We start from the raw sequence: 23,994 nt of genomic DNA, 5'->3' as shown, positions 1-23,994 counted from the left end.
AGAATTGAGGACAAGAACCATGTGCCTGGTTCTCGCCCGTTAGTCCACGAGGTGTTCGAAGCCTCGACCGCTTCTCTTCATGGCACAGAAGCGGTAACGGCGACTTTACGGGCAATGGTTCCGTAAATGCCGTTGGAGCACACAAATTCACGATGGCTGGTTTGCATTATCCATGGATTGCGGTGGGCCTCGCCATTGGGCGCTCTATCGGCCAACGTTTCGGACATGCAGTCCGCAATCGCAATCAGAATTTGCCGATGTTGATTCGGGGCTAATTCGCGCATCGTTTGCAGTTCGTTTATTCACGAGCGTGCAAACCGATGCCTGCGCCACCATCACCGCCGACTCAGCCTAACTCCACCCCGGTCAAACTCGCGCAGCCAACATTCAAGTTCCCCTTCCGGGATGTCAACAAGAAGGACATCGTCGATGAGCATGTTCTGCACGACTGGCTGGCCGAGGAGGGCGCTGGCAACTTCGCCATCAACCAATCCGGCATGTGGCACGGTGGCATCCATGTCACCGCCGATGGCGCCGGCAAGCATCTCGACTTGGCGCATGGCGTGCGATGCATTGCGGATGGCGATGTCATTGCCTACCGGATCAACCGAGCATCCCTGACCAGCCACATCGCTTCCGCCGAAAGCGAACCCGTCCAGACCGCGCACTACAGCTCCGCCTTCACGCTCGTCCGCCATATGCTCGAATACCCCGCCAATAATCGGTTGACCTTCTTCAGCCTGTACATGCACTTGCAGAGCCTGGAGGACTACCGCCAACAGGCGATACCGATGCCGGCCTACTGGCCAAAGGCGTATGAAGTCACGCAGCACGCTACCAATCGCCCCACCTCCGACCCAAACTACGGCGCGGCACTGGCAGACCAGATCGGGCAGAACATTCGCGCCCACCCCCAAGCCGGCAGCACAGTACTGGGCGTTCTTCAGCGTGGCGCGCGCGTGCGGATCGGCGCCCGCAGCCCGGATGGCAAATGGGGGCGGATCGCGGCCATCGAAGCCGGCACGATACTGCCACCGCGAGTGGCCTCCGTTCCCGGCCAAGGCGTGGAAACCGGTTGGGTCTATCTGGCAAAGGAGCAACAGCACTGGCCGCTTGCCGAGGTCATTTCAGAAGCGCTGTGCGATCAGGTCGTCACGCCGGCGCCCATCCACATCAACGCCGGGGACTTGATCGGACACCTCGGCCTGTATTGGCAAGTCGAAGATCCCACTCAGGTGCACCAGCAGGTCCACATCGAGGTGTTCTGCGATGACGCCCTGCCCACCTTCCTCGCCGGCAGCCGCGAGGTCGCATTGAAGATCACTGACTTCAGCAAGCTCCCGCTGCTGCGCATCGACCGCGGGGTCAAACTGTATGAGGGGCCGTCGGTCAATGAAGAGGGCGTGGATGCTCGCCAGACCGCCGTTGTGCAGATCTATAGCCAAGCTGCGCTGGACGCGTTTCCAGCTGACCGCAAGGGTGCAAAGGACAACGTCGGCCCAGGCGGCAAGGGCGAGCCATGGTGGAAGATCACCTGCGGCGACAGCCGGTACAAGGACATCACGGGCTGGGTGCGCAACCGCCAGATGCCCAGCGGGCGCGTGACGCGCGAATCGCCCCACACATGGCAAGACTTCGAGACGTTCGGCAACACCGCCGAGAGCCATCCAACGATCTTTGGTACTGCGGATGCTTGGCTTGACCACATGCTGCGTGAAGACAAGCCAGACATCGATCACGTCAGCAAGCTCAACCCGCTGCTGCGTGACCTGTTTCGGGCCATGTCGCCGATGCGCGACGAGTCGAACGCCGCCAATGAGTTACGCGCCCACGGCGAGAACCGGTGGACGCGCTTTCGCGTGTCGCGCCTGATTGCGAAGCATCGCAGTGAATGGGCAAGTGAGGCCGCGTTCCGGAGCTTCTTCGAGAAGGTGTTCGAGCGGATCGAGAAGAAGCCGTATCACGAGGCGGAGCTGGAGCGGGTCGGGCAGCTGACGTGGTGGGACGAGGTGCGGGCGAAGGTGACTCAGCCGTTTCCAGCCAGCCCGGAAGTGTTTCATATTCATCCGGTGGCGTTGGTGGGGAATTTCTTCGTCCCACGCAGCAGTTTGGATGAGTTGATTCAAAAAATTGGAGACATCATATCCAGCGGAGAAGGCAACTACGAGTCATACAACAGCGGAACAAAGAATGTCCCCAATGGCGCTGTGGGCCACTCCTTCATGAACCCACCAGCAGGTACGGTAACCAATAAGACTATCAACCAGATCATCGCAACTGATTCTTTGTCAGGCACAAACCCCAACAGATTCTTCGCAACTGGGAAGTACCAAACCATCATCAACACCCTGAGGTCGGCAATAGATTCGATGGGACTAACGGGGGATGAAAAGTACGACGCTTCCATGCAGGAAAGAGTCTTTCGCGATTACCTACTAGACAAAGCCGGAGGTGGCGTTTTGTCAAAATTCGTAAAGAAGGGAGAAGGGACGATTAACGACGCTCAGTATGCCGCCTCTAAGGAGTGGGCGTCGATCGCCGCCCCTGCGGGAATGCCCATAAAAAATGGACAGATATCGAACGGCACCTTGTCCTACTACAGCTCCTCGGCAAACAGCGCATTCATGGGACCAACCAACAAACTAAGAGAAATACTTGACTTGATATCAACAGGCGGCATTTAGCACCTCCACTCTCATCACAAAATTAACCAAATGAAAAGTATATATCTTGGCGCAATCTTCATTACATTCCTCACGAACACATACGCCGACAACCGCATCTACTCGCAGAAATTCAAAGAATGCACAAAACTGGCGATCAACATCGAATCACATTCACGCTGTATGACAACCGAGATTGGCGCGCAAAAGCAACGCCTGAACAACGTCTATAAGAAACTCACCGGAAAATTATCAAAAGAGCAGGCAAATCACCTCGAAACGGTACAGCTCAATTGGCTAGCTTGGCGAGATGGCAATTACAATTTTCTTGCTGAGCAAGTTCCGGGAGAATTTTCCACAACCAGAGTTACCAGCCTGAACTTTCTTCTGAATGCGATTTACGACCGAGCAGAGGAATTGGAAATGGTTTCAGACGAAATCGGCAAGTGATCCGCCCCCAATGGCCCAATCCTCGGGCCATTCCCCCGCCACCTCAATCCCCCGACACCCGCAACGCCCGCCCCAACGCCCCACACCGCAACGCAATCTTCGCTGTATCCGCCCGCAGCGCCTGCAAACGCCGCTCCAACAGAAGCATGGCCGACAGCGAATCCGCCTGCGCCACGGCATCAATCATGCGCGAGCGCGCCGACTGATCCGCAAAATCCGCCGCCCCCAGCTCCTGCGTATCGCGCGGGCGCACACCCCACCCGCCTTCGTGCACGGCCTGGTCGAAGCGCTCCTTGGCGCGCACCAGGCTCTCCAGCGCGGCCTCGGCGGTCTGCTCGACCAGGGCACGCGTTTCCGCATCGTCCAGCTCCTCCGCACGCTGGCGCACCAGGATGCGCACCGCCGCCACATGCGCCGCCACCAGGTAGTTCTGCACGATGAAGCGGTTCAGGTTGTCGACGGCGCGGTGGCGGCTCTTGGGTTCGTCCAGCATGCGGGCGAAGGCGGAGATCAGCCCGGTGAGCGATTCCATGAACTGCTTGCGCTGCACGCGGTAGGCAAAATCATCCTTGAGCGTGCCGAGCAACAGGTCGCGCGCGGCTTCGATAAAGCGCCGGTTGGTGCGCAGCACGTCGTCCACCAGCTTGGGCAGGTTGCGGTATTCCCAGCTCGGCAGTACGTAGCTGAAGGCGGTGGCGATGGCCGCGCCGATCAGCGTATCGACCAGCCGCTCGCCGATGGCGCCCTTGCTGCCCGGCAGCAGCAGGTTGATCTGGATGAGCACCTGCACGCACGCCGCGATGGCCGTGTACCGATAGCGGATGGTGACGAAGGCCGCGCTGGCCGCCGTCGACAGGTACAACACGCCCATCAGGATCCACGTCGAATGCGTGTAGCGCAGGATCACCGCCGCGATCACGCAGCCGATCAGCGTGCCGAGCACCCGGTCGACATTGCGCTGGCGCGTCATGCTGAAGGTCGGCTTGAGGATCACGACGATGGTCAGCAACACCCAGTAGCCGTGCGACGCGTACGGCAGATGGTCGGCGATCCACAGCCCGGCGGCGACCGCCATCGAGATGCGCAGCGCAAAGCGCAGCACCGGCGAGCGCCACGTCAGCTCTTCGAGCACCAGCCGCAGCTCGTACTTCTGCCGCGTGAGGAAGGGCGTCATGTCCGGGCGCAGCAGCACCTTGGCCGGCTCGACCTGAGTAGCGGTGGCGGCGTGCAGCTGCGCCATCAGGCGGATCGCACCGCGCACCGTGGCCACCGATTCCTCCAGCGCGGCAATCGCCTCCAGCGGGATCGCGTGATGGCCGTGCTGCAGTTCATCCAGCGCCGCGTCGATGGCGGCCATCTCGTCGGCGTAGGACAGCGGCGTGGGCGACGGCCGGTCGCGCCCGACCGCGTAGGCCACCGCTTCGATGTCCATGCGCATCTTTTCGATCACGTCGTTCAGCAGCCGCAGGATCTCGGCGTCGGCCAGCCACTGGCGCAGCAGCGGGTAGTCGGTGTTGGACGACAGCAGGTACTCGTAGATATCGAGCATCCGCATGTGGATCTGCACGAGGCGCCCGTCGCTGGCGGTGCGGTTGTCACGGAAGACGAAGTCGCGCGCCACCTGCTGCTTGTCTGCCACGGAAATCTGCTGGCGCACGAGCAGGTTGAACTGCTCGTCGAAGTCTTTTGCGGCGTCGTAGAAGCCGGCCTTGCACTCAACGTAGACAGCCAGTTCGTACAGGCACTCGGCCAGCACTTGCTCCTTGATGCGGCGCCGCTGACCCCACGCCACCGCCATCGCAAACGCCATGTAGCCCATGGCGCCCGCGAAGAACTGCGCGGTGTGCTCCACCGCTTCCAGAAACGCGAACTCCTCGGTAAAGGTGAGCGTCATGACGAACAGCGCCGCAAACTGCAGCGGCATCGTCTTGTTGCCGTAGGCCACCATCAGCCCGGCCAGGAAGGTGACCAGCACGATCACCACCGGCAGCACGGCGTAGGGCGTCGCCACTGCCACCAGGAAGGTGACGGCCGTGGTCAGCAGCACGCACGCCAGCATCTCGTTGAACTTGTGCCGCAGCGGGCTGGGCAGGTCCATCAGGCTGGTGCACAGCGCGCCGATGGACACCACCATCGCGCCCTGCAGGTCCATCACCAGGAACGCGAGCAGCGTCAGGCCGATCACGCCGGTGGCGGTGCGGATGCCGCGCGAGACGTAGTGGCTGTAGAGGAAGGTGCGCGGATCGTGGGCGTAGTCCATCGGGCTGCGCGCGGATCAGGCTGACTTGCCGCTCGTGGTACGCGCGGTGCGCGTGCTGCGGCCGGCCGCACGCTTGCCCAGCCACGCCGAGCGCAGCGGCGACGGCTCGGACGCCAGCGCCAGTGCAAACTGCGGCGTGGCGTCGGCTGCGAGCGTCACGTCCAGCTGCATCAGCTCGTCGCGGCGGAACACGTGGATTGGCACGGTATCGCCGGCGCGGTAGCGCGTCAGGATCTTGTCGAGCTGGCCCGATGCCACGCGCAGGCCATCCACGGCGACAACCAGGTCGCCCGCCGACAAGCCGCCATGCTGCGCAGGGCCGCCTTCGAACACCTGGGCCAGCTTGACGAAGCCGTTCTCGGCGCCCGCCTTGACGCCCAGGCCCAGCGCGGTCTCGGCCGGCTTGCGTGTGGCCGTCACGCCGATGGCCTTGAGCAGCGCCGGCAGCGCCGGATCATCTCGCCCTTCGGCCAGTTGGCGCACCAGCGTACGCAGGCGCAGGCCGGTGGTTTCTTCCATCAGGGCGATCAGCTCGGCTTCGGTCACGCCCTGCTGTGTGTGGCCGGGCGCGTAGAAATCGCGGCCGTAGGCGGCCCACAGCGCGCGCATCACGTCGTCGAGCGAGTGCTCGCCATCGGTCTGCGTGCGGATGGTCAGGTCCAGCGCCAGCGCCACGAGCGAGCCCTTGGTGTAGTAGCTGACGATGGCGTTCGGGGCGTTCTCGTCCTGGCGGTAGTACTTGGTCCACGCGTCGAACGAACTCTCGGCCACGCTCTGCTTCAGGCGCCCGCTGCCGCGCAGCACGCCGTTCCAGGTCTTGGCGATCATCTCCAGGTACTGCGCCTCGGAGATCAGGCCCGAGCGCACCAGCATCAGGTCGTCGTAGTAGCTGGTGAAGCCCTCGAACAGCCACAGCAGCGGCGTGTGTACCTCGCGGTCGAGCGCGTACGGCACGAACGCCGCCGGCTTGATGCGCTTGACGTTCCAGGTGTGGAAATATTCGTGGCTGACCAGGCCGAGGAACGTGCGGTACCCCTCGGTGGTCTCGTCGCGCCCGGTCACGGGCAGGTCGGCGCGTGCACACATCAGCGCCGTGCTGGAGCGGTGCTCCAGACCGCCATAGCCGTCGGTCGTCACCATCGTCATGAAGACGTAGCGGCGGTTGCTGTCGAGGAACGGCGCGGTGGCGGTCTGCGGCTCGAACAGGCGGATCTGCGCTTCGCAGATGCGCTTGAAGTCGCGGGCGATGCGCTCCAGGTCCAGGTTCGGCACGCGGCCGGTGAAGACGGCGTCGTGCTGCGCGCCGCAGGCCTCGAACGAGACCAGGGCGAAGGTGCCCATCTCGACAGGGTGATCGATCAGCTCGTCGTAGTCGGCGGCCTCGTACCAGCCGAAGCCGTAGCGCTTGGCGCCGGCCTTGCCCTGGATGCGGCCGCTGGCCTCGCGCAGCGCGGTGGCCACACGCCAAGCCTTATAGGTGTCGCCGGCGGGCGGCTGGATGTCGACCAGGCAGCGCAGGCGATCCGCACCCTCTACGCGCAGGAACACCGAGGTGCCATTGAAGAAGCCATGCGTGGCGTCCAGGTGTGCGGCGCGCACCGACAGGTCCCACGCGTACACGTCGTACGAAACAGTCAGCGGCCCGCTGCACGGCGCGGCCCACCAGGTGTCCTTGTCGACCTTGGTCAGGCGCACCGGCCGGTCGCCGGACGACGCCTCGATGCGCACGATGTTGCGCGCGAACTCGCGGATCATGTAGCTGCCCGGAATCCACGCCGGCAGCGAGAAACGCTGCCCCTGTGGATCAGGCGAATCGACCGTGACGGTGACGGTAAAGACATGCGCCTCGGGCGCAGCGGGGGCGATGGTGTAGCGGATCGGCTTCATGGCGGACATTGTAGCGTTGCCGTCCCATGCTGCCGATGCCGGATTGCCCGGAAGATTGCCTGGAAAGCGGCCTATCGGTTGACGTCCACCACCACGCGCCCGCGCATGGTGCCGGTCATCAGCGCATGCGCGGCGTCGATGGCCTCGGAGAGGCCGACCTCGCGCGTAATGACCGCCAGCCGCTCGGGTGCCAGATCCGTCGCCAGCCGTTGCCACGCGGTCTGCCGCAAGGCGCGCGGCGCCATCACGCTGTCGATGCCGTGCAGCGTCACGCCGCGCAGGATGAACGGCGCCACCGTGGCCGGAAAATCCATGCCCTGCGCCAGCCCGCACGCGGTCACCACGCCCGCCCGGCGCATCTGCGCGCAGACGTTGGCCAGCGTGTGCGAGCCCACCGAATCGACCGCCGCCGCCCAGCGCTCCTTCTGCAGCGGCTTGCTCGGTGCCGACAGTTCGGCGCGGTCGATCACCTCGGCGGCGCCCAGCGCGCGCAGGAAATCGGCCTCGCTGGCCTTGCCGGTGGAGGCGACCACGCGGTAGCCGAGCTGGCTCAGCACCGCGATGGCGATGGTGCCGACGCCACCCGACGCGCCCGTCACCAGCACCTCGCCGTCGCCCGGCTGCACGCCGCTGCGCTCCAGCGCCAGCACCGACAGCATCGCCGTGTAGCCGGCCGTGCCGATCGCCATGGCGGCCCGCGTGTCGAGCCCGGCCGGCAGCGCGACCAGCCAGTCGCCTGACAGGCGCGCGCGCTGGGCCAGGCACCCCCAGTGCGTCTCGCCGACGCCCCAGCCGTTGAGCACGACCGCGTCACCCGCCTTCCAGTCCGGGTGCGTCGATTCGATGACGGTGCCTGCGCCGTCGATGCCGGCCACCATCGGCCATGTGCGCACGATCGGCGCGCGGCCGGTGACGGCGAGGCCGTCTTTGTAGTTGAGCGTCGACCAATCGATGCGGACCAGCACGTCGCCGGCGGTCGCCGCGTTGGCGCGCGCCTCGGGCGACGACAGCGCGGCGTCGTCCAGATCCACCAGATGGGCCAGCGACCCGCTCTCCTGCTTCTCCAGCATCAGCGCGCGAAACGGCATGGCGGTCTCCGACTCAGTCTTGTTGGTATGAGGGGCGGCAAAGAAAAAGCGCCGGGGAGACCGGCGCTTTCTTCATCTTTACGACTTCTTCAGCGAAGCGAACTTGCGCTCCAGCGTGGCCGCGTCGATCAGGCCCGGGGCCCGCGAGCCGTCCATGAAGATCACCGCCGGCGTGCCGGTCACGTTGAGCGTGCGGCCCAGCGTCAGGTTGTCTTCCAGCGGCGTGTCGCAGGTGCCCGCGCCGCCCGGGGCGGTCTTGGACAGCATCCAGTCGCGCCAGGCCTTGGCCCGGTCGGCCGAGCACCAGATCTGCTTGGACTTCACGTTCGAGTCTTCCGACAGGATCGGGAACAGGAAGGTGTAGACGGTGATGTTGTCGACCTGCGAGAACATCTGCTCGAGCTTGTGGCAGTACGGGCAGTTCGGATCGGAGAACACGGCGACCTTGCGCGCGCCGTTGCCCTTGACCCACTTCACCGCGCGGTCCAGCGGCAGGTCGGACCACTTGATGCGGTTGAGCTCGGCCAGGCGCTCCTGCGTGAGGTTGGTGGCGGTCTGCGTGTCGAGCAGGTCGCCGTTGAGCACGTAGCGGCCGGTGGCGTCGGTGTAGACCACCTGGCTGCCGAGGTTGACCTCATACAGTCCTGCCAGCGGCGACTTGGCGACGCTCTTGATTTCCACGTTCGGCCCCAGGGCCTTCTGCACCGAGGTCTTGACCTTGTCCAGCGCGGGCTCGGCGCCACCGGCGGCACCGGCGGTCAGCGCGTAACCCGCGCCCATGGCCGCGACCAGCACCGCCGAGGCGATGGCCGCCACCCGAATACGAAACGACATAACAGCTCCTGAAACCCCGAAAGGCGCCGGCGATCGACGGTCGACCGATCGATCAGCCCAGCGCATGCCTGACCAGCAGGCGTTTGATGAATGGCGTCATGCCCACCATGCGCATACCCGCGTTGCGTACCGTGCGGGGCAGCGCGCCCGGCAGGGCGAACAGCTTGTGCAGTCCGTCGGTGGCGGCCGTGAGCGAGAGCAGGTCTTCGCGGCGGGCGCGCTCGTAACGGCGCAATAACCTCAGATCGCCATGATCGCGCATGGTTTCACGTTCCGCCATCACCCGACCCAATTCAGACACATCCCTCAGGCCCAGGTTCATGCCCTGGCCGGCCAGCGGATGGATCACATGGGCGGCGTCCCCCACCAGCGCCACGCGCGGCGCGACCACGCGGCTGGCGTGCTGCAGGATCAGCGGAAAGCCCTGCGCAGGCGTGATGCACGACAGGCGCCCGAAGCGCGCGGCCACCGCGCCACCGGCGGCCGCCTCGACGGCACGGCACAGCGCGTCCGGCGACAGCGCCAGCAGTGCGCGGGCGTGGTCCTCGTCGGCCGACCAGACCATGGAGACGCGCTTGTCGGGCAGCGGCAGCATGGCGAGGATCTCGCCACGCGCGGGAATCGTGTCGTCGGCCGCGCGCGCCCCGTCAGCCGAGGTGCCGAGGAACCACTGCCACGCGGTGTCCTGGTGCCACTGCTCGGCCTGGAAGTTGGCGACCACACCCAGCTGGCGATACGGCCGCGGCTCGGCCTGGATGCCGGCCTGCTCGCGCACCCATGAATTCTTGCCGTCGGCGCCGACCACGCATTCGGCGCGGATGGTCTGCCCGTCGGCCAGGGTCAGGCGCACGGCGTCGGCTTCCATCTCGAAGCCGGTGGCGGCATGCGGGAAGGCCTGCACGGTGTGGGCGAAGCGCAGCGCGGTTTCCAGCGCGCGCTCGACCAGCGACGATTCGGCGATCCACGCCAGCTGCGGCGAGCCGGCCGCGTAGGCGGAGAAATGCAGATCGGCGTGGGCGTGTTCGCCGCGCGCGGCCGCGTCGTCGCCGAAGATGCGCATGTCCTGCACCGGCTGCACACGCGACATATCGAGCGCGGGCCAGATGCGCAATTGCTCCAGCAGCGCCTGCGAGCTGGACGAGAACGCGTAGACGCGGGCGTCCCAGGCATCGGGCCCGGCAGGTGCGGACGAGGGCGCAGGCGGCGCCACATGCGCCACGCGCAGGCCGATCTGGGCGAGCCGCAGCGCGCACGCGCGCCCGGCAATGCCGCCGCCCACCACCGCCACATGGAAGGCCGGTGCCGTCTTGGAAGAGGAAAACGCGGGTGTATTCATGGTGGGCCGATTATAGCGGCGGGGGCAGGGCCGGTTTTGTGGCCACGCAAGAGGTGATCGAGGGATCCCCTGCCCTGTTTCACGGATGAACGAGCGCTGCTTTCGGCACATTCGCGCACGCCAAGTTTTGTATCGCGCATATTCCCGGGGAGAACGTGACACACCCCGCACAACTACGAAGTGACGCCCTTTGCACGCCAAAAGTGACGGCTCAAGTCATCGCCGGTGGTGGACGATAAAAGCGGGGCAGTTCGACGTTTTGATGGCCAAACCCGGCCGATACATTACAGGTCCGACTCATCCGACCGTCCTGAAGCCATGTTCAAGACGCACACGATCCCGCTCCTTGCCACCGCTGCTGCCATGCTCACGCTGGTCGGCTGCGCACAGTTGCCCAGTCAGACAAGCGCCTCTCAAAGCGGCCGGGCAACACCGGCCACCGAGGTCATGACGTTTACGATCCCGCCCGATGCGCTCGGCGCGCACGACCCGCAGTTGACGGCGGTGCTGACCAAGGCCGGCGCGCTGGCCGCGTCGCAGCGGCAGCCGACGACGATCCTGGTGGCCGCGCTGGCGCAGGACTTCCGCTACATCAACCAAGCGCTGTGGAACGGCGTGCCCGCGCCGCGCGCCAACAACGTCCACCTGGAAAACCTGACGGTCAACGCAAGCCAGCCGTACAGCGTGACCATCAAGACGCAGGAATGAGGGAGGCACGCATGCGAATCCATCGTCTTCCCATTCTTGCGCTGGGCCTGCTGCTAACGACACCGGCGTTTGCCGCGCCGCCCGATAGCCTGGCGTCCACCTCGTCGGCCGCGCCGGACAAGGTCTACCCACCCCTGCCAAGCCTGGCGATGCTGCCGCCCGGTGGTGGGGGCGAAATCGAAGCGCCGGCACGTTCGGTGGGCACGGCGGGCGGGCACAGGAAGGTGGCGACGCTGCGGGTGCGCAAGAGCGCCGAGCCGACGCCGCGCATGGTGGTGTCCGACGCCTCGCACGCCTACCTGGCCAGCCTCGAGCGCAAGCTCGAGCAGGCCATGCAGAAATAACGTTTCTCTACGGAATCACGACCATGGCCCGCCCCGCACGCCGCATCGTCCAGCACCTCCGTCTCGGCTGGAGCCGCGTGCTCGCGGCACTGGTGCTGGGCCTGTCGGGCCTGGCGGCGCATGCGGCGGGCAATTGCTTCGAGCAGGCCGGCGCATACCAGGGCGTCAACCCGACCGTCCTGCGCGCGATCGTGTGGTTCGAATCCAAGGGCGACCCGAACGCCGTGCACCGCAACGCCGACGGCTCGGTCGACATCGGCCAGGCGCAGATCAACTCGATCCACTTCAGCACGCTGGCTCGCTACGGCGTGCCTCGCCACGCGCTGACCGACGCTTGCGTGAACGTCTACGTGGCGGCCTGGCTGCTCAAACAGAAGATGGTGAAACACGGCAACACGTGGCGCGCCATCGGCGCCTATCACTCCGAGACGCCCGCGCAGCGCGATGCCTATGCGCGCAGCATCCAGCGCGTACTGGTGTCGTGGGGGGAGTTGCAGGCCCAGCGCTGAGCCCTGAGCCCCCGCTTGCAGCCGGGGCTCAGTAGTAGGAGACCGCCGCGTAGGCCTGGCGCGCACCGATGGAACGGCGCGCGCCGCTCACCAGGTGCATCAGTTGATCCTGGCGCGGGCAGACCAGGGCCCGCACACGCGCGTCATTGGCCAGGATCCGCATCATGAGGTCGCGCTTACGCTGCAGCTCCTCACGCGAGAGCGCCGCGCGGGCGCCCGCTTGGCCCAGGCGCTCCATGTAGACCGCGCATTCGCGCTCCAGCGCGCTCACGCCATCCCAGTCCCCGGCCTCGGCGGCGTCGACCATCTGTTCGCTCAGGCAGGCAATGGCCTCGTAGCAGGCGAACAGGCTGCCGCTGTCGTCGGCGGGGCGGATTGGCTCGATTTGCCGGCTGGGGCGGGTGGTGGCGAGGGTCCAGGACATGCTGTGCTCCGTGTGAATCTTGTTGTTTGGGGCAGTACCATGCAATCGACGTGCCCGCGCCCAACGCCACCTGCCGCGCGCACCGATTTGATCGATTCGAACCCTTGTCCTGTCTGGCTTTGCAGGCATCGGAGGGTCTTCCCTACCCCCGCCAGCACCCCGCCCAAACCGGGTTTCGGGGCGCAGATGTTACGGCTTTGCACGTAACGTGTTACGGCCTTGAAACGCCCCTACGGCAAAGCGTGCCCGCGTGCCGCCAACGGCCTTGCTTACCAGGTGCTGCTTCCTAGAATTGGAAAATGGCGCGCCGCAGTCGGGTCGCGGGGTTGCTAAGTCCGCTTGTCATCGATACGGCCGGCTGTCTGCCCGCGCTTTTCCGTACCTCCATCCGGGCCAAGCCCCGACGTCGGCCGAACTCCCGGCCGATCGCCTTCGTGGCGCGCATTCGTCAACCGCGTTCGATGGAGGAAACCATGAGTTATCACCTGGAAGGCCGGCTGCTCGAGGTCTGCAACTGCCGCGTCCTGTGCCCCTGCTGGATCGGCGAAGACCCCGATTTCGGCACCTGCGACACGATCGTCGCGTGGCACATGGACCAGGGCACGATCGAAGGCGTCGACGTGGCCGGCTGCACGATCGTCGCGGTCGCCCACGTTCCCGGCAACATCCTGGAGGGCAACTGGACCGCCGCGATCTTCGTCAACGACGGCGCCTCGGACGCGCAGGAGAAAGCGCTGATCAAGGTCTACACCGGCGAGGCCGGCGGGCCGATCGCCGAACTGGCCAAACTGATCGGCAAGGTCGTCTCGGTCGAGCGCGCGCCGATCACCTTCGACATCGTCGGCGCGAAAGGCACGCTCAAGATCGGCACCGACTACTACGCCGAACTCGAACCCTACGTCGGCCCGAGCGGCGCGCAGACGACGCTGGCCGACACCGTGTTCTCGACCGTGCCCGGCGCGCCGGTGTTTGTCGGCAAGGCGCCGGTCTACCGCTCGAAGAATGCAGCGATCGGCATCAACGTCGACATCAAGAACCACAACGCGCTGCAGAGCACCTTCCTGTTCGACGCCTGATCGCAACACTGGGCGTGGGGTCGTACCGCCGCGCCCGGTGCCGTGTCGATCGTGCCGGCCCTGTCGCGTCATCGACGCCTCTTCCCGCCCGTGCTGGCGAGCCTGGTCACGCTCGCCTGGCTCACGCTGTGGCTGTGGGCGCGCAGCCCGTATGGCCGCTATCTCGATCATGGCGATTGGACGGCCTCCGGGCCGGCGGCCTGGCTGTGCCACGCCGTCCCCGGCGGTGCGCTGTTCGTGCCGGCGGCGCTCTACGCGCTGTCCTGGACGCTGATGATCCTGGCGATGATGCTGCCGACCACGCTGTCGCTGTTCAATGCGTTCGACCGCGTCGTCTCGGGGCGGCCGGACCACGCGCGTCTGCTGGCGCTGCTCGGCGCCGGCTACTTGGCGGCATGGAGTGTGTTTGGCCTGCTGGTGCACGGGCTGCATGCGCTGCTGCTGGCCGGGGTCGCGCAGGTGCCGGTGCTGGCCTGGCACAGCTGGCTGATCGGGGTGGCCACGCTGGCGGGCGCCGGCGCGTTCCAGTTCAGCCAGCTTAAGTATCAGTGCCTCGACAAGTGCCGCACGCCGCTGTCCTTCGTGATCAGCCATTGGCAGGGCCGCGCGCACGCCCGGCAAGCGTTCGTGCTGGGCCTGCGTCATGGGCTGTTCTGCGTCGGCTGCTGCTGGGCGTTGATGCTGTTGATGTTCGTGGTGGGGGCCGGCAGCCTCGGCTGGATGCTGGTGCTTGCCGCCGCGATGGCCATCGAGAAGAACGTTGCCTGGGGACGACGGCTCAGTGCGCCGCTTGGCGTGGCGTTGCTGGCAGGCGCGGCATGGCTTGCCGCAACGCACGTCTGGGGCGTGGCCTCCATCGCGTGAGACAGGAGGAGGCAGGCATGGACAAGGCAAACGACGGTGGCCTCGCAATACGCACGGTGGTGCTCACCGCCATCACCATGGTGGCGTTCGCCTCCAACTCGCTGCTGTGCCGGCTGGCCCTGCAGCATGCCGGCATCGATGCCGCGAGCTTCTCCAGCATCCGCCTGGTGTCGGGCGCGATCATGCTGGCCGTCATCGTACGCACCCGCCCAGGCCGGGCGCCCCAGGCACGCGCCGACTGGCTGGCCGCGGCGATGCTGTTTGCCTACGTTGTGTTCTTCTCGTTCGCGTATCTGTCGCTCAGCGCCGGCACTGGCGCGCTGATCCTGTTCGGCGCCGTGCAGCTCACCATGTTCGGCGCCGGCCTGCGCGCGGGTGAGCGGTTCGAGCTGCTTGGCTGGCTGGGGCTCGCGCTGGCGCTGGGGGGGCTGGTGTACCTGGTGTCGCCGGGCGTGACGGCGCCGACGCCGCTGGGCGCCGGGCTGATGACGGTGGCCGGCGTGGCCTGGGGCGTGTATTCGCTGCGCGGACGCGGGCTGGCCGATCCGCTGGCGGCCACCGCCGGCAACTTCCTGCGCGCGGCGCCCATGGCGCTCGTCCTGAGCGTGCTGCTCCTCGCTCGCGTGCGCACCTCCCCGGCCGGCATCCTGCTGGCGATCACCTCCGGCGCCGTTACCTCGGGCATCGGCTATGTGCTCTGGTACGCGGCGCTCAAGGGGCTGTCGGCGCTGCGCGCGGCGGCGGTGCAGTTGTCGGTACCGCCCATCGCCGCGTTCGGGGCGGTGCTGTTCCTGGCCGAGCCGCTCACGCCGCGCCTGGCGACGGCGTCCGCCGCCATCCTCGGCGGCATCGCCCTGGTGCTGGCGAGCCGCACGCAGAGCCAGCGCGCGGCGCCCCCCCTCGACCCGGGCCGGACCACCAAGCCCTGAAGGAAAGCCCATCCGGACCGGTTACAATCACGTCTTTCCGTGAAAGACGCGCGCAGCAACGTTGCGCCCAGGGCCCGGGCCGCTTCCCTTGCGGTCTCACGGGCCCGCCGGATCGGCGCGAGCCACCCCGAGCGCCGCCGTCACGCATCACGCAACCCCTTGATTTAGAGCCTTTTTCACCATGAGTCTCCAATGCGGCATCGTCGGTCTGCCGAACGTCGGCAAGTCGACCCTGTTCAATGCCCTGACCAAAGCCGGCATCGCCGCCGAGAACTACCCGTTCTGCACGATCGAGCCCAACGTCGGCGTGGTGGAAGTGCCCGATGTGCGCCTGACGGCGCTGGCCGACATCGTCAAGCCGGAGCGCGTGCTGCCGGCGGTGGTCGAGTTCGTCGACATCGCGGGCCTGGTGGCGGGCGCGTCCAAGGGCGAAGGCCTGGGCAACCAGTTCCTGGCCAACATCCGCGAGACGGACGCCATCACCCATGTGGTGCGCTGTTTCGAAGACGAAAACGTCATCCACGTAGCCGGCAAGGTCGACCCGATCGCCGACATCGAGGTCATCAACACCGAGCTGGCGTTGGCCGACCTCGCCACCGTGGAAAAGGCGCTGCAGCGTTACACCAAGGCCGCCAGGTCCGGCAACGACAAGGAAGCCGCCAAGCTGGTCGCCGTGCTGGAAAAGGCCCAGAAGGTGCTGGACGAAGCCAAGCCCGTGCGCGGCCTGAACCTGACCGAAGAGGAATGGGCGACGATCAAGCCGCTGTGCCTGATCACGGCCAAGCCGACCATGTACGTCGCCAACGTGCTCGACCACGGCTTCGAGAACAACCCGCACCTGGACGCCGTGCGCGCCTACGCTGCGCAGACGAACTCGCCGGTGGTGGCCGTGTGCGCCGCCATCGAAGCCGAAATCGCCGACCTGGACGACGCCGACAAGACCGAATTCCTGGCCGACATGGGCATGGAAGAGCCGGGCCTGAACCGCGTGATCCGCGCCGCGTTCAAGCTGCTCGGCCTGCAGACCTACTTCACGGCGGGCGTGAAGGAAGTGCGCGCGTGGACGATCCACATCGGCGACACCGCCCCGCGCGCCGCCGCCGCCATCCACACCGACTTCGAACGCGGCTTCATCCGCGCCCAGACCATCGCCTACGACGACTTCATCCAGTTCAAGGGCGAACAGGGCGCCAAGGAAGCCGGCAAGATGCGCGCGGAAGGCAAGGAATACATCGTCAAAGACGGCGACGTGCTGCACTTCCTGTTCAACGTCTGAGATCAGGCAAGCGCAAAACAAAAGCCCCGCACTGCGGGGCTTTTTTCATGCCGGTCGGGACGTGCAGGCTGCGCGCTATCGCCGCACCAGCCCCCACACCGCCGGCGCCACCATCGCCCCCACCACCGCCGCCGTCCAGGCCAGCACCTGCCCATCGGCAAACAGGTGGACGAGCTGCCCGCCGTAGTACGCCAGCAACGCCCCCACGATCCCGGCCAGCATCGCCGCCAGCAAACCCAGCCGCATTCCGGTCGGATGCAGCACACGCGCCGCCGCGCCAACGACCAGCCCGATCCAAAGTGGCCCGATCCACCCCATCGCCGTGTTCTCCAAGTGCCCAAGTTCGATTGGACGCGTACCTTAGCGCAAGGCGCGAGGGAAAACCATGGCCCGCGGAGTGGCGCATAACCCACATTCGGCCGCCAGGCCGCGCCCCGTTTGACCTGCGTCCTGTCGAGGTCAAGTCCGGGCGTTATAATTCGGGGTACTCAAAATTCGTGCCGTTCACATATCGGCCGGCCGCCCCCACATGCAGTTGCTCACCCTCGGAATCAACCACCATACGGCGCCGCTTGCCCTGCGCGAGAAGGTGGCGTTTCCGCTCGAGCAGCTCAAGCCCGCACTCTCCACGCTGCGCCAGCACCTGCCGCACCTCAAGAGCACGGCCGAGGCAGCGATCCTGTCCACCTGCAACCGCACCGAGCTCTACTGCGCCACCGACGGCAACCTGCCCGAAGACACCGCGCACGAGCACGCGATCCGCTGGCTGGCGCAGCACCACAACATCGACCCGGGCGAACTCGCCCCGCACGTCTATTCGCTGGGCCAATCGCTGGCCGTGCGCCACGCCTTCCGCGTGGCCAGCGGGCTCGACTCGATGGTGCTGGGCGAGACGCAGATCCTCGGCCAGATGAAGGACGCCGTGCGCACCGCCACCGAGGCGGGCGCCCTGGGCACGTACCTGAATCAGCTGTTCCAGCGCACCTTCGCGGTCGCCAAGGAAGTGCGCGGCACCACCGAGATCGGCGCGCATTCCGTGTCGATGGCCGCCGCCGCCGTGCGCCTGGCGCAGCGCATCTTCGAATCGATCGCCCAGCAGCGCGTGCTGTTCATCGGCGCCGGCGAGATGATCGAGCTGTGCGCCACCCACTTCGCCGCGCAACAGCCGCGCGAGGTCGTCATCGCCAACCGCACGCTGGAGCGCGGCGAGAAGCTGGCCGAGGCGCTGTCGAACCAGGGCCTGAATGCCCGCGCCGTGCGCCTAGCCGAACTGCCGACCAAGCTGGCCGAGTTCGACATCGTGGTCTCGTGCACCGCCAGCACGCTGCCCATCATCGGCCTGGGCGCCGTCGAGCGCGCCATCAAGCTGCGCCGCCACCGCCCGATGTTCATGGTCGACCTGGCCGTGCCGCGCGATATCGAACCCGAAGTCGCGCGCCTGTCCGACGTGTTCCTCTATACCGTGGACGACCTCGGCGCCATCGTGCGCGAGGGCAACGCGTTGCGGCAGGCCGCCGTGGCGCAGGCCGAGGCCATCATCGAGACGCGCGTGCAGAACTTCATGCACTGGCTCGATGCGCGCAGCGTGGTGCCCGTCATCCGCGACCTGCATGCACAGGCCGAGACGCTGCGCCAGGGCGAGCTGGAGCGCGCCCAGCGCATGCTCGCGCGCGGCGACGATCCGGCGCTGGTGCTCGAAGCGCTGTCGCAGGCGCTCACCAAGAAATTCCTCCACGGCCCGACCCACGCGCTCAACCACGCGCAAGGCGAAGGCCGCGAACAGCTCATCGACCTGCTGCCGGCGCTGTTCCGCCAGTCCAGCCACTCCGAGCGCTAGCGGCGCGCAGCCGCCGTGCGCGCCCGACCGCCTGGGTCGCGGCGCGCGTCTTGTGGCGCAATATCATGCGCCGCCCTCGCCTCTAGCCGCCTTTGGCATCTTCTCCCGCGACTGCCCGAATGAAGCCCAGCATGCTGTCCAAGCTCGACCAACTGGCCGAGCGCACCGTCGAAATCAACGCGCTGCTCGCGCGCGAAGACGCCACCGCCAACCTCGACCAGTACCGCAAGCTCACGCGCGAACACGCCGAGCTGGAGCCCGTGGTCGCACAATACGCCGCGTGGAAGCAAGCCGAGGACGACGTGGCAACCGCGCAGGAACTGCTGGCCGATCCCGACATGAAGGCCTTCGCCGAAGACGAGATCCGCGCCGCGCGCGAGCGCATGACAACGCTCGAAGCCGACCTGCAACGCCTGCTGCTGCCCAAGGACCCGAACGACCACCGCAACATCTTCGTGGAAATCCGCGCCGGCACGGGCGGCGATGAATCGGCGCTGTTCGCCGGCGACCTGCTGCGCATGTACACGCGCTTTGCCGAGCGCCAGCGCTGGCAGGTGGAGATCGTCAGCGAATCGGCGTCGGACCTGGGCGGCTACAAGGAAGTGATCGTGCGGCTGGCGGGCGAAGGTGCGTATTCGCGGCTGAAGTTCGAGTCGGGCGGCCACCGCGTGCAGCGCGTGCCGGCCACCGAGACGCAGGGGCGCATCCACACGTCGGCCTGCACCGTGGCGATCATGCCGGAGGCCGATGCGCTGGCCGATATCCAGATCAACCCAGCCGATCTGCGCATCGATACGTTCCGTGCATCCGGCGCGGGCGGGCAGCACATCAACAAGACGGACTCCGCTGTGCGCATCACCCACCTGCCGACCGGCCTGGTGGTGGAATGCCAGGACGACCGCAGCCAGCACCGCAACAAGGACCGTGCCATGCAGGTCCTGGCCGCGCGCCTGAAGGACCGCCAGGAGCGCGAGGCGCAGGCCAAGGAAGCGAGCGCGCGCAAGAGCCTGATCGGCTCGGGGGATCGCTCCGACCGCATCCGCACCTACAACTTCCCGCAGGGCCGCATCACCGATCATCGCATCAACCTGACGCTGTACAAGATCGACGCGATCATGGACGGCGACCTGGATGACCTGGTAGGCGCACTGGCCGCCGAGCACCAGGCCGAGCAGCTCGCCGCACTGGGCGAGGACACCTAAGGCGCCTGATTGTTAAAAAGCGCCCGCCTCGTTACATCCACTTGCGTTTGATACAGCTTTGCGCGGTGGCAGGCGGCAGACCCATTCCTATAATCGACTCCGGTTGTTGGTGCGTGGACACGCGCACGGCAATCGATCCGCACCCAGCGACTCAATCGATGATCAGGAGAGGAGAAGCATGAACAAGACCCACGCACTGGCCCTGGCACTCGCGGCCACCGCCGCCTTCGGCCTGGCCGCCTGCGGCAAGAAGGACGAAGCCCCGGCCGACGCCGCCAAGGCTGCGATCCAGCAATCGGCCGATGCCGCCAAGCAGGCCGTCGACAGCGCCAGCGCTGCGGCCGGCAAGGCCACCGAGGCCGCTGGCCAGGCCAAGGACGCCGCCAAGACCGGCCTGCTGGATGCCGCCTCGAACACCAAGGCCGCCGTGTCGAGCGCGATGGCCGCTGGCCAGGAAGCCACGAACAAGGCCATCGACGCCACCACCAAGGAAGTCGAAGGCGCGAAGAAGCCGTAACACGCGCTCCGCCACACCCAGCACGGGCCCGCGCCATACGACGCGGGCCCGTGTTATTTTGGCGGCCCGTGTCCCGCATACCCTGCCCCGTGTCCGCGCTCTCGCCTGATTCGCTTTCCACCGTTGCCGAGGCCCTGGCTGCGCTGGCCCTCAGCGGCCTGCCCGCGCTCGAAGCGCGCATGCTGGTCTCCCACGCGACGGGTCTGTCGCGCGTGCAGCTGATCACGCAAGACACCTACGCGCTGCCGGCCGACACGCGCACCGTGCTGGCCGATCTGGCCACGCGCCGCCTGGCCGGCGAGCCGATGGCCTACCTGCTCGGTGAGCGTGAATTCTTCGGACGCCTGTTCCGGGTTTCGCCGGCGGTGCTGATCCCGCGCCCGGATACCGAGCTGCTGGTCGAGCGCGCGCTCGATTGCCTCGAAGACTGCGATGCCCCCAAGGTGCTGGACCTCGGCACCGGCAGCGGCATCATCGCCATCACCATTGCGCTGGCGCGGCACGATGCACGCGTCTGGGCCACCGACGCTTCCGCCGAGGCGCTGGCCGTGGCCGCTGCCAACGCGCAGGCGCTGCACGCTGGCAACCTGCATTTCGCGCTGGGCGACTGGTATGCCGCGCTGGCCGAGACCGACGCGCCGCCCACGTTCGACCTGATCGCCAGCAACCCGCCGTACATCGCCTCGACGGACGAACACCTCGGCCAGGGCGATCTGCGCTTCGAACCGCGCAGCGCCCTCACCGACCACGGCGACGGCCTGAAGCACCTGCGCGCGATCATCGCCGGCGCCCCGGCACGGCTGGCCGCCGACGGCTGGCTGCTGCTCGAGCACGGCTACGACCAGGGCGAGGCCGTGCGTGCCCTGCTGGCCGACGCGGGCTTCGCCGAGGTCTTCACCGCGCAGGATCTGGCCGGCCACGACCGCTGCAGCGGGGGACGCCGCCCGGCCGCCTGAAACGGCGCTGGCGGAATCTCGCTAAAATAGTCAGGTTTTCCAATGCGGATGCCGGTTCGCTAACTGCGGCCGCCGCTCCCTCACCAAATCGAGTCTCCCCATGAGCACCACGCACGAAAAGATCGACCAGATCGTCAAAGGCCACCCCGTCGTCCTCTTCATGAAGGGCACGGCGCAATTCCCGATGTGCGGCTTCTCCGGCCGCGCCATCCAGATCCTGAAGGCCTGCGGCGTGGACCAGCCCTACACCGTGAACGTGCTGGAAGACGATGAGATCCGCCAGGGCATCAAGGAATACGCCAGCTGGCCGACCATTCCGCAGCTCTACGTCAAGGGCGAGTTCATCGGTGGCTCGGACATCATGATGGAGATGTACCAGAGCGGCGAACTGCAGCCGCTGCTGGCGGCCTGACGAATCGATCCACAACGCGTCCCCGTTTCAGCGTGACCTCGGCCCAGGACGTCGGCCTCGGGCCGGCAACGCAACCCGCCACGACCCATGTGCAGCGCGAGCAGCGCGTGCGGCGCATCATCGTGGCGATCACGGGCGCGTCGGGGGCGATCTATGGCGTGCGGCTGCTGCAGGTACTGCAGGGGCTGCGCGAATCGGCGGGGGTGGAATCGCACCTGCTGATGTCGCCGGCAGGGCTGATGAACGTGCAGCACGAGCTGCATATGACGCGCGAGGAAGTGGAAGCGCTGGCACATGTCGTGCACAACGTGCGCGACATCGGCGCCACGATCGCTAGCGGTTCGTTCGCGGCCGAGGCGATGGTGGTGGCGCCGTGCTCAATGCGCACGCTGGCCGCCGTCGCGCACGGCCTGTCGGACAACCTGATCGCGCGCGCAGCGGACGTCACGCTCAAGGAGCGCCGCCGCCTGATCCTGATGGTGCGCGAGACGCCGCTGAACCTGGCGCACCTGCGCAACATGACGGCCGTCACCGAGATGGGCGGCATCATCTTCCCGCCCGTGCCCGGGTTCTACCAGCGCCCCAAGACCATCGACGACCTGGTCGACCATACGGTCGGGCGCGTGCTCGACCTGCTCGGCCTGCCGCAGACGCTGGCCCCAGGTTGGCCGGGGCTCCATTCAGCGGACTAGGCGTCGACGCAGTTCAGCAGACCGCTGCTTAGCGGTGGTGATAGTTGAAGTACATCGACGGTCCCCAATAGCCGTAACCGCCGTAGTAGACCGGGGCCGGTGCCGCATAGACCGGGGCAGGCGCAATCGCCACCGGCGCCGGATACACCGCACAACCCCCAAGCGTCGCGGCCAACAAGGCCAGAGCCACGATTTTCATGATTAGCGTCCTTCGGCCCCTCCAGTGAGGCCATGGGGACGTTATATGCGCGGCCGGGCGACGCCGGGGTCATGCGGGTGTAAGGGTTGTAACGGAACGATACGGAAAGGTGTCGGTAAGGCTCAGCGCTTGGGCTGGGTGGCCGGTGCGCTGGCTGCGGGCGCCGAAGCCGCCACACCCGAGGCCGGCCTGGGCGCATCCGGGTCCACTTCGGCGCGCATCTGGTCCATCACCGCGCCCGCGCGCGGCGCCCACAGGAATTCCACCGTGCCGTTTTGCGGCTCCTCGGGAATCGCGTACATCGTCACGACGGTCTGACGGCCCGCCCAGCGCGCGCGCAGCGAGTCAACGGTCTTGCCGGACTTGAGCTTGAGCGCTGCCTTGCCTTCCTGCGCAGGTTTGCCATAACGATCTGAGAGCGCCTCGAAGACACGCTGTTCGGTATCTACGCCGCGCGTGGGCACGAACAGGCCGGCGACCTTGCCCTGGTCGATCAGCAGCACCGCCTGCGGGCCATCCATCAACTCGGGCCGCTTGGCCGACGGCACGCCCAGTGAGCGCGTGAGGCCGTGCGACTCCAGCGCATCGGAACAGTATTCGGAGACATCCTTGCCGCCGGCCGTGCGCACGTCATCGCACGAGGGCAGCTTGGGCAGCGGCTTGCCGAGCGGGAAGGCGTCAAGCAACACCGCCACGTCACCCGGGTCGCGGACGGTCTTGGCGGGTGCGGCCTTGGGCGCATCCTTGGCGGCAGGTGCAGCAAACGCCACGGGCGCCAGCAACGCAGTCGAACAGGCGAGCGCGGCGGCGCGGCACATCCAGCGGGTCATGCGAACTCCAGTTTGAAAAGGGAAGCGAGAGTGTGCCATGGGGCACGGCGCGTTCGGTTCTGACCTGGGGGGGCACGGTCATGTTCCCTTCTGCCCGAAGAATGGGCGGCGACAAATTGACCGTTTACACACGAATTGACGCGGTTACCCACGTTATGCCGGCCGGAAACGTTATCAAAATGTTGCCGGTTTTGATCTGGCAAAGGCCGGGCGGGTAGAATCTCGGCGGCACAGATGAATGATCGACGGGCCCGTCGGCGACTTCCGGCGGCCCCATCGCATGACCCACGACTGCATTTTGACTATCCCACACGCTGTTCCCTCCTCTTCCCGCCGCGCCCGCACGGTGGCCGGCTGTGTGCGGCTGGCCGTGGGCCTGCTGGCGCTGGCTTCGGCCCATGCCGCGTTGGCCTTCGGCTTCAACGACGTGGCCGTGCGCGCCAAGCAGCTCGCCGCCAAGCCGTACCAGGCACCCGCCGACACCCTGCCGCGCGAACTGCGCGAACTCCGCTACGACCAGTATCGCGAGATTCGCTTCAAGTCGGACCAGGCCTACTGGCGCAAAGAGAAGCTGCCGTTCGAACTCGGCTTCTTCCACGAAGGCTCGTACTACGACCAGCCGGTAAAGATCAATGAGGTCTCGCCAGCCGGCGTGCGCGAAATCCGCTTCGACCCGCGCCTGTTCGACTACGGCCCGGTCA

General features: G+C 66.6%; 25 protein-coding genes. 16 read left to right on the top strand and 9 right to left on the bottom strand.

Features of this window, described 5'->3' with window-relative positions; all coding sequences use genetic code 11:
- Nucleotides 1-320 precede the first annotated feature (320 nt).
- Both QZ609_RS10010 and QZ609_RS10005 read left to right on the top strand, forming a co-directional pair.
- Nucleotides 321-2,684 carry a hypothetical protein gene (locus tag QZ609_RS10010; RefSeq protein ID WP_295493880.1) on the top strand — a complete coding sequence of 788 codons (2,364 nt, stop codon included), beginning with the start codon at nucleotides 321-323 and terminating at the stop codon, nucleotides 2,682-2,684.
- Nucleotides 2,685-2,714: 30 nt separating this feature from the next.
- Nucleotides 2,715-3,113, top strand: a complete 399-nt coding sequence (locus QZ609_RS10005; RefSeq protein ID WP_295493879.1) for a lysozyme inhibitor LprI family protein — start codon at nucleotides 2,715-2,717, stop codon at nucleotides 3,111-3,113.
- Nucleotides 3,114-3,156: 43 nt separating this feature from the next.
- Here the strand turns inward: QZ609_RS10005 and QZ609_RS10000 are convergent, their stop codons facing one another.
- From QZ609_RS10000 to QZ609_RS09980, 5 genes are all read right to left on the bottom strand, one after another.
- Nucleotides 3,157-5,373 (bottom strand): FUSC family protein, encoded by a 2,217-nt coding sequence (locus tag QZ609_RS10000; RefSeq protein ID WP_295493878.1) that lies wholly within the window; start codon nucleotides 5,371-5,373, stop codon nucleotides 3,157-3,159.
- A gap of 15 nt (nucleotides 5,374-5,388) precedes the next feature.
- The gene (locus tag QZ609_RS09995) at nucleotides 5,389-7,260 is read right to left on the bottom strand and encodes a M61 family metallopeptidase (RefSeq protein WP_295493899.1); all 1,872 of its coding nucleotides are present in this window, start codon (nucleotides 7,258-7,260) and stop codon (nucleotides 5,389-5,391) included.
- A 71-nt stretch (nucleotides 7,261-7,331) separates the two neighbouring features.
- The gene (locus QZ609_RS09990; RefSeq protein WP_295493876.1) at nucleotides 7,332-8,348 is read right to left on the bottom strand and encodes an MDR family oxidoreductase; all 1,017 of its coding nucleotides are present in this window, start codon (nucleotides 8,346-8,348) and stop codon (nucleotides 7,332-7,334) included.
- Nucleotides 8,349-8,426: 78 nt separating this feature from the next.
- Nucleotides 8,427-9,182 (bottom strand): DsbC family protein, encoded by a 756-nt coding sequence (locus QZ609_RS09985; RefSeq protein ID WP_295493874.1) that lies wholly within the window; start codon nucleotides 9,180-9,182, stop codon nucleotides 8,427-8,429.
- Between the two features lie 52 nt (nucleotides 9,183-9,234).
- On the bottom strand, nucleotides 9,235-10,518 hold the full coding sequence (locus tag QZ609_RS09980; RefSeq protein WP_295493872.1) for a UbiH/UbiF family hydroxylase: 1,284 nt from the start codon (nucleotides 10,516-10,518) through the stop codon (nucleotides 9,235-9,237).
- 318 nt (nucleotides 10,519-10,836) lie between these two features.
- Here QZ609_RS09980 and QZ609_RS09975 point away from each other — a divergent pair, with 318 nt between their 5' ends.
- The 3 genes from QZ609_RS09975 to QZ609_RS09965 are packed head-to-tail and all read left to right on the top strand — an operon-like array spanning nucleotide 10,837 to nucleotide 12,079.
- On the top strand, nucleotides 10,837-11,226 hold the full coding sequence (locus QZ609_RS09975) for a hypothetical protein (protein ID WP_295493870.1): 390 nt from the start codon (nucleotides 10,837-10,839) through the stop codon (nucleotides 11,224-11,226).
- Nucleotides 11,227-11,237: 11 nt separating this feature from the next.
- Nucleotides 11,238-11,570 (top strand): hypothetical protein, encoded by a 333-nt coding sequence (locus QZ609_RS09970; RefSeq protein WP_295493867.1) that lies wholly within the window; start codon nucleotides 11,238-11,240, stop codon nucleotides 11,568-11,570.
- 23 nt (nucleotides 11,571-11,593) lie between these two features.
- A complete protein-coding gene (locus tag QZ609_RS09965) occupies nucleotides 11,594-12,079 on the top strand; it encodes a lytic transglycosylase domain-containing protein (RefSeq protein WP_295493865.1) in 486 nt (161 codons plus the stop codon).
- A 28-nt stretch (nucleotides 12,080-12,107) separates the two neighbouring features.
- Here the strand turns inward: QZ609_RS09965 and QZ609_RS09960 are convergent, their stop codons facing one another.
- A complete protein-coding gene (locus tag QZ609_RS09960; protein ID WP_295493863.1) occupies nucleotides 12,108-12,503 on the bottom strand; it encodes a flagellar protein FliT in 396 nt (131 codons plus the stop codon).
- Nucleotides 12,504-12,976: 473 nt separating this feature from the next.
- Between QZ609_RS09960 and QZ609_RS09955 the strand changes: the two genes are divergently transcribed.
- The 4 genes from QZ609_RS09955 (at nucleotide 12,977) to ychF (ending at nucleotide 16,648) form a co-directional block, all read left to right on the top strand.
- A complete protein-coding gene (locus QZ609_RS09955) occupies nucleotides 12,977-13,579 on the top strand; it encodes a DUF1326 domain-containing protein (RefSeq protein ID WP_295493862.1) in 603 nt (200 codons plus the stop codon).
- Between the two features lie 51 nt (nucleotides 13,580-13,630).
- Nucleotides 13,631-14,443: a DUF2182 domain-containing protein gene (locus tag QZ609_RS09950; protein WP_295493897.1), complete on the top strand. Its 813-nt coding sequence runs from the start codon at nucleotides 13,631-13,633 to the stop codon at nucleotides 14,441-14,443.
- A gap of 17 nt (nucleotides 14,444-14,460) precedes the next feature.
- Nucleotides 14,461-15,372: a DMT family transporter gene (locus QZ609_RS09945; protein WP_295493860.1), complete on the top strand. Its 912-nt coding sequence runs from the start codon at nucleotides 14,461-14,463 to the stop codon at nucleotides 15,370-15,372.
- A gap of 181 nt (nucleotides 15,373-15,553) precedes the next feature.
- Nucleotides 15,554-16,648: a redox-regulated ATPase YchF gene (gene ychF / locus QZ609_RS09940; protein WP_295493858.1), complete on the top strand. Its 1,095-nt coding sequence runs from the start codon at nucleotides 15,554-15,556 to the stop codon at nucleotides 16,646-16,648.
- Between the two features lie 75 nt (nucleotides 16,649-16,723).
- On the opposite strand, the gene QZ609_RS09935 is transcribed toward ychF, so the two are convergent.
- Nucleotides 16,724-16,966: a GlsB/YeaQ/YmgE family stress response membrane protein gene (locus QZ609_RS09935; RefSeq protein ID WP_295493856.1), complete on the bottom strand. Its 243-nt coding sequence runs from the start codon at nucleotides 16,964-16,966 to the stop codon at nucleotides 16,724-16,726.
- A gap of 211 nt (nucleotides 16,967-17,177) precedes the next feature.
- Between QZ609_RS09935 and hemA the strand changes: the two genes are divergently transcribed.
- The 6 genes from hemA (at nucleotide 17,178) to QZ609_RS09905 (ending at nucleotide 22,264) form a co-directional block, all read left to right on the top strand.
- On the top strand, nucleotides 17,178-18,485 hold the full coding sequence (gene hemA / locus QZ609_RS09930; protein ID WP_295493855.1) for a glutamyl-tRNA reductase: 1,308 nt from the start codon (nucleotides 17,178-17,180) through the stop codon (nucleotides 18,483-18,485).
- A 119-nt stretch (nucleotides 18,486-18,604) separates the two neighbouring features.
- Entirely contained in the window at nucleotides 18,605-19,687 is a 1,083-nt protein-coding gene (prfA, locus tag QZ609_RS09925; protein WP_295493853.1) for a peptide chain release factor 1, read from the top strand.
- 178 nt (nucleotides 19,688-19,865) lie between these two features.
- Entirely contained in the window at nucleotides 19,866-20,204 is a 339-nt protein-coding gene (locus QZ609_RS09920; protein ID WP_295493851.1) for a hypothetical protein, read from the top strand.
- 89 nt (nucleotides 20,205-20,293) lie between these two features.
- The gene (prmC, locus tag QZ609_RS09915) at nucleotides 20,294-21,160 is read left to right on the top strand and encodes a peptide chain release factor N(5)-glutamine methyltransferase (protein WP_295493849.1); all 867 of its coding nucleotides are present in this window, start codon (nucleotides 20,294-20,296) and stop codon (nucleotides 21,158-21,160) included.
- A gap of 100 nt (nucleotides 21,161-21,260) precedes the next feature.
- Nucleotides 21,261-21,572 (top strand): Grx4 family monothiol glutaredoxin, encoded by a 312-nt coding sequence (gene grxD / locus QZ609_RS09910; protein ID WP_295493847.1) that lies wholly within the window; start codon nucleotides 21,261-21,263, stop codon nucleotides 21,570-21,572.
- Nucleotides 21,573-21,661: 89 nt separating this feature from the next.
- Nucleotides 21,662-22,264 carry a UbiX family flavin prenyltransferase gene (locus QZ609_RS09905; protein ID WP_295493896.1) on the top strand — a complete coding sequence of 201 codons (603 nt, stop codon included), beginning with the start codon at nucleotides 21,662-21,664 and terminating at the stop codon, nucleotides 22,262-22,264.
- Nucleotides 22,265-22,292: 28 nt separating this feature from the next.
- Here QZ609_RS09905 and QZ609_RS09900 read toward each other — a convergent pair whose 3' ends face one another.
- Nucleotides 22,293-22,463: a hypothetical protein gene (locus tag QZ609_RS09900; protein WP_295493845.1), complete on the bottom strand. Its 171-nt coding sequence runs from the start codon at nucleotides 22,461-22,463 to the stop codon at nucleotides 22,293-22,295.
- Between the two features lie 122 nt (nucleotides 22,464-22,585).
- Complete coding sequence (locus QZ609_RS09895; protein WP_295493843.1) at nucleotides 22,586-23,293, bottom strand: hypothetical protein; 708 nt, start codon at nucleotides 23,291-23,293, stop codon at nucleotides 22,586-22,588.
- A 346-nt stretch (nucleotides 23,294-23,639) separates the two neighbouring features.
- On the opposite strand from QZ609_RS09895, the gene QZ609_RS09890 reads away from it, so the two are divergent.
- The coding region (locus tag QZ609_RS09890) for a glucan biosynthesis protein (protein ID WP_295493894.1) at nucleotides 23,640-23,994 on the top strand (355 nt) is incomplete at its 3' end.

The organism is uncultured Ralstonia sp. (assembly GCA_913056305.1).
Classification (GTDB): Bacteria; Pseudomonadota; Gammaproteobacteria; order Burkholderiales; family Burkholderiaceae; genus Ralstonia.
This window is presented reverse-complemented; position numbering and strand designations above follow the sequence as displayed.

Coding starts and splice junctions, on each gene's coding strand:
- QZ609_RS10010 (WP_295493880.1), top strand. CDS start 321: ATGCCTGCGCCACCATCACCGCCGACTCAGCCTAACTCCACCCCGGTC.
- QZ609_RS10005 (WP_295493879.1), top strand. CDS start 2,715: ATGAAAAGTATATATCTTGGCGCAATCTTCATTACATTCCTCACGAAC.
- QZ609_RS10000 (WP_295493878.1), bottom strand. CDS start 5,373: ATGGACTACGCCCACGATCCGCGCACCTTCCTCTACAGCCACTACGTC.
- QZ609_RS09995 (WP_295493899.1), bottom strand. CDS start 7,260: ATGAAGCCGATCCGCTACACCATCGCCCCCGCTGCGCCCGAGGCGCAT.
- QZ609_RS09990 (WP_295493876.1), bottom strand. CDS start 8,348: ATGCCGTTTCGCGCGCTGATGCTGGAGAAGCAGGAGAGCGGGTCGCTG.
- QZ609_RS09985 (WP_295493874.1), bottom strand. CDS start 9,182: ATGTCGTTTCGTATTCGGGTGGCGGCCATCGCCTCGGCGGTGCTGGTC.
- QZ609_RS09980 (WP_295493872.1), bottom strand. CDS start 10,518: ATGAATACACCCGCGTTTTCCTCTTCCAAGACGGCACCGGCCTTCCAT.
- QZ609_RS09975 (WP_295493870.1), top strand. CDS start 10,837: ATGTTCAAGACGCACACGATCCCGCTCCTTGCCACCGCTGCTGCCATG.
- QZ609_RS09970 (WP_295493867.1), top strand. CDS start 11,238: ATGCGAATCCATCGTCTTCCCATTCTTGCGCTGGGCCTGCTGCTAACG.
- QZ609_RS09965 (WP_295493865.1), top strand. CDS start 11,594: ATGGCCCGCCCCGCACGCCGCATCGTCCAGCACCTCCGTCTCGGCTGG.
- QZ609_RS09960 (WP_295493863.1), bottom strand. CDS start 12,503: ATGTCCTGGACCCTCGCCACCACCCGCCCCAGCCGGCAAATCGAGCCA.
- QZ609_RS09955 (WP_295493862.1), top strand. CDS start 12,977: ATGAGTTATCACCTGGAAGGCCGGCTGCTCGAGGTCTGCAACTGCCGC.
- QZ609_RS09945 (WP_295493860.1), top strand. CDS start 14,461: ATGGACAAGGCAAACGACGGTGGCCTCGCAATACGCACGGTGGTGCTC.
- ychF (WP_295493858.1), top strand. CDS start 15,554: ATGAGTCTCCAATGCGGCATCGTCGGTCTGCCGAACGTCGGCAAGTCG.
- QZ609_RS09935 (WP_295493856.1), bottom strand. CDS start 16,966: ATGGGGTGGATCGGGCCACTTTGGATCGGGCTGGTCGTTGGCGCGGCG.
- hemA (WP_295493855.1), top strand. CDS start 17,178: ATGCAGTTGCTCACCCTCGGAATCAACCACCATACGGCGCCGCTTGCC.
- prfA (WP_295493853.1), top strand. CDS start 18,605: ATGAAGCCCAGCATGCTGTCCAAGCTCGACCAACTGGCCGAGCGCACC.
- QZ609_RS09920 (WP_295493851.1), top strand. CDS start 19,866: ATGAACAAGACCCACGCACTGGCCCTGGCACTCGCGGCCACCGCCGCC.
- grxD (WP_295493847.1), top strand. CDS start 21,261: ATGAGCACCACGCACGAAAAGATCGACCAGATCGTCAAAGGCCACCCC.
- QZ609_RS09900 (WP_295493845.1), bottom strand. CDS start 22,463: ATGAAAATCGTGGCTCTGGCCTTGTTGGCCGCGACGCTTGGGGGTTGT.
- QZ609_RS09895 (WP_295493843.1), bottom strand. CDS start 23,293: ATGACCCGCTGGATGTGCCGCGCCGCCGCGCTCGCCTGTTCGACTGCG.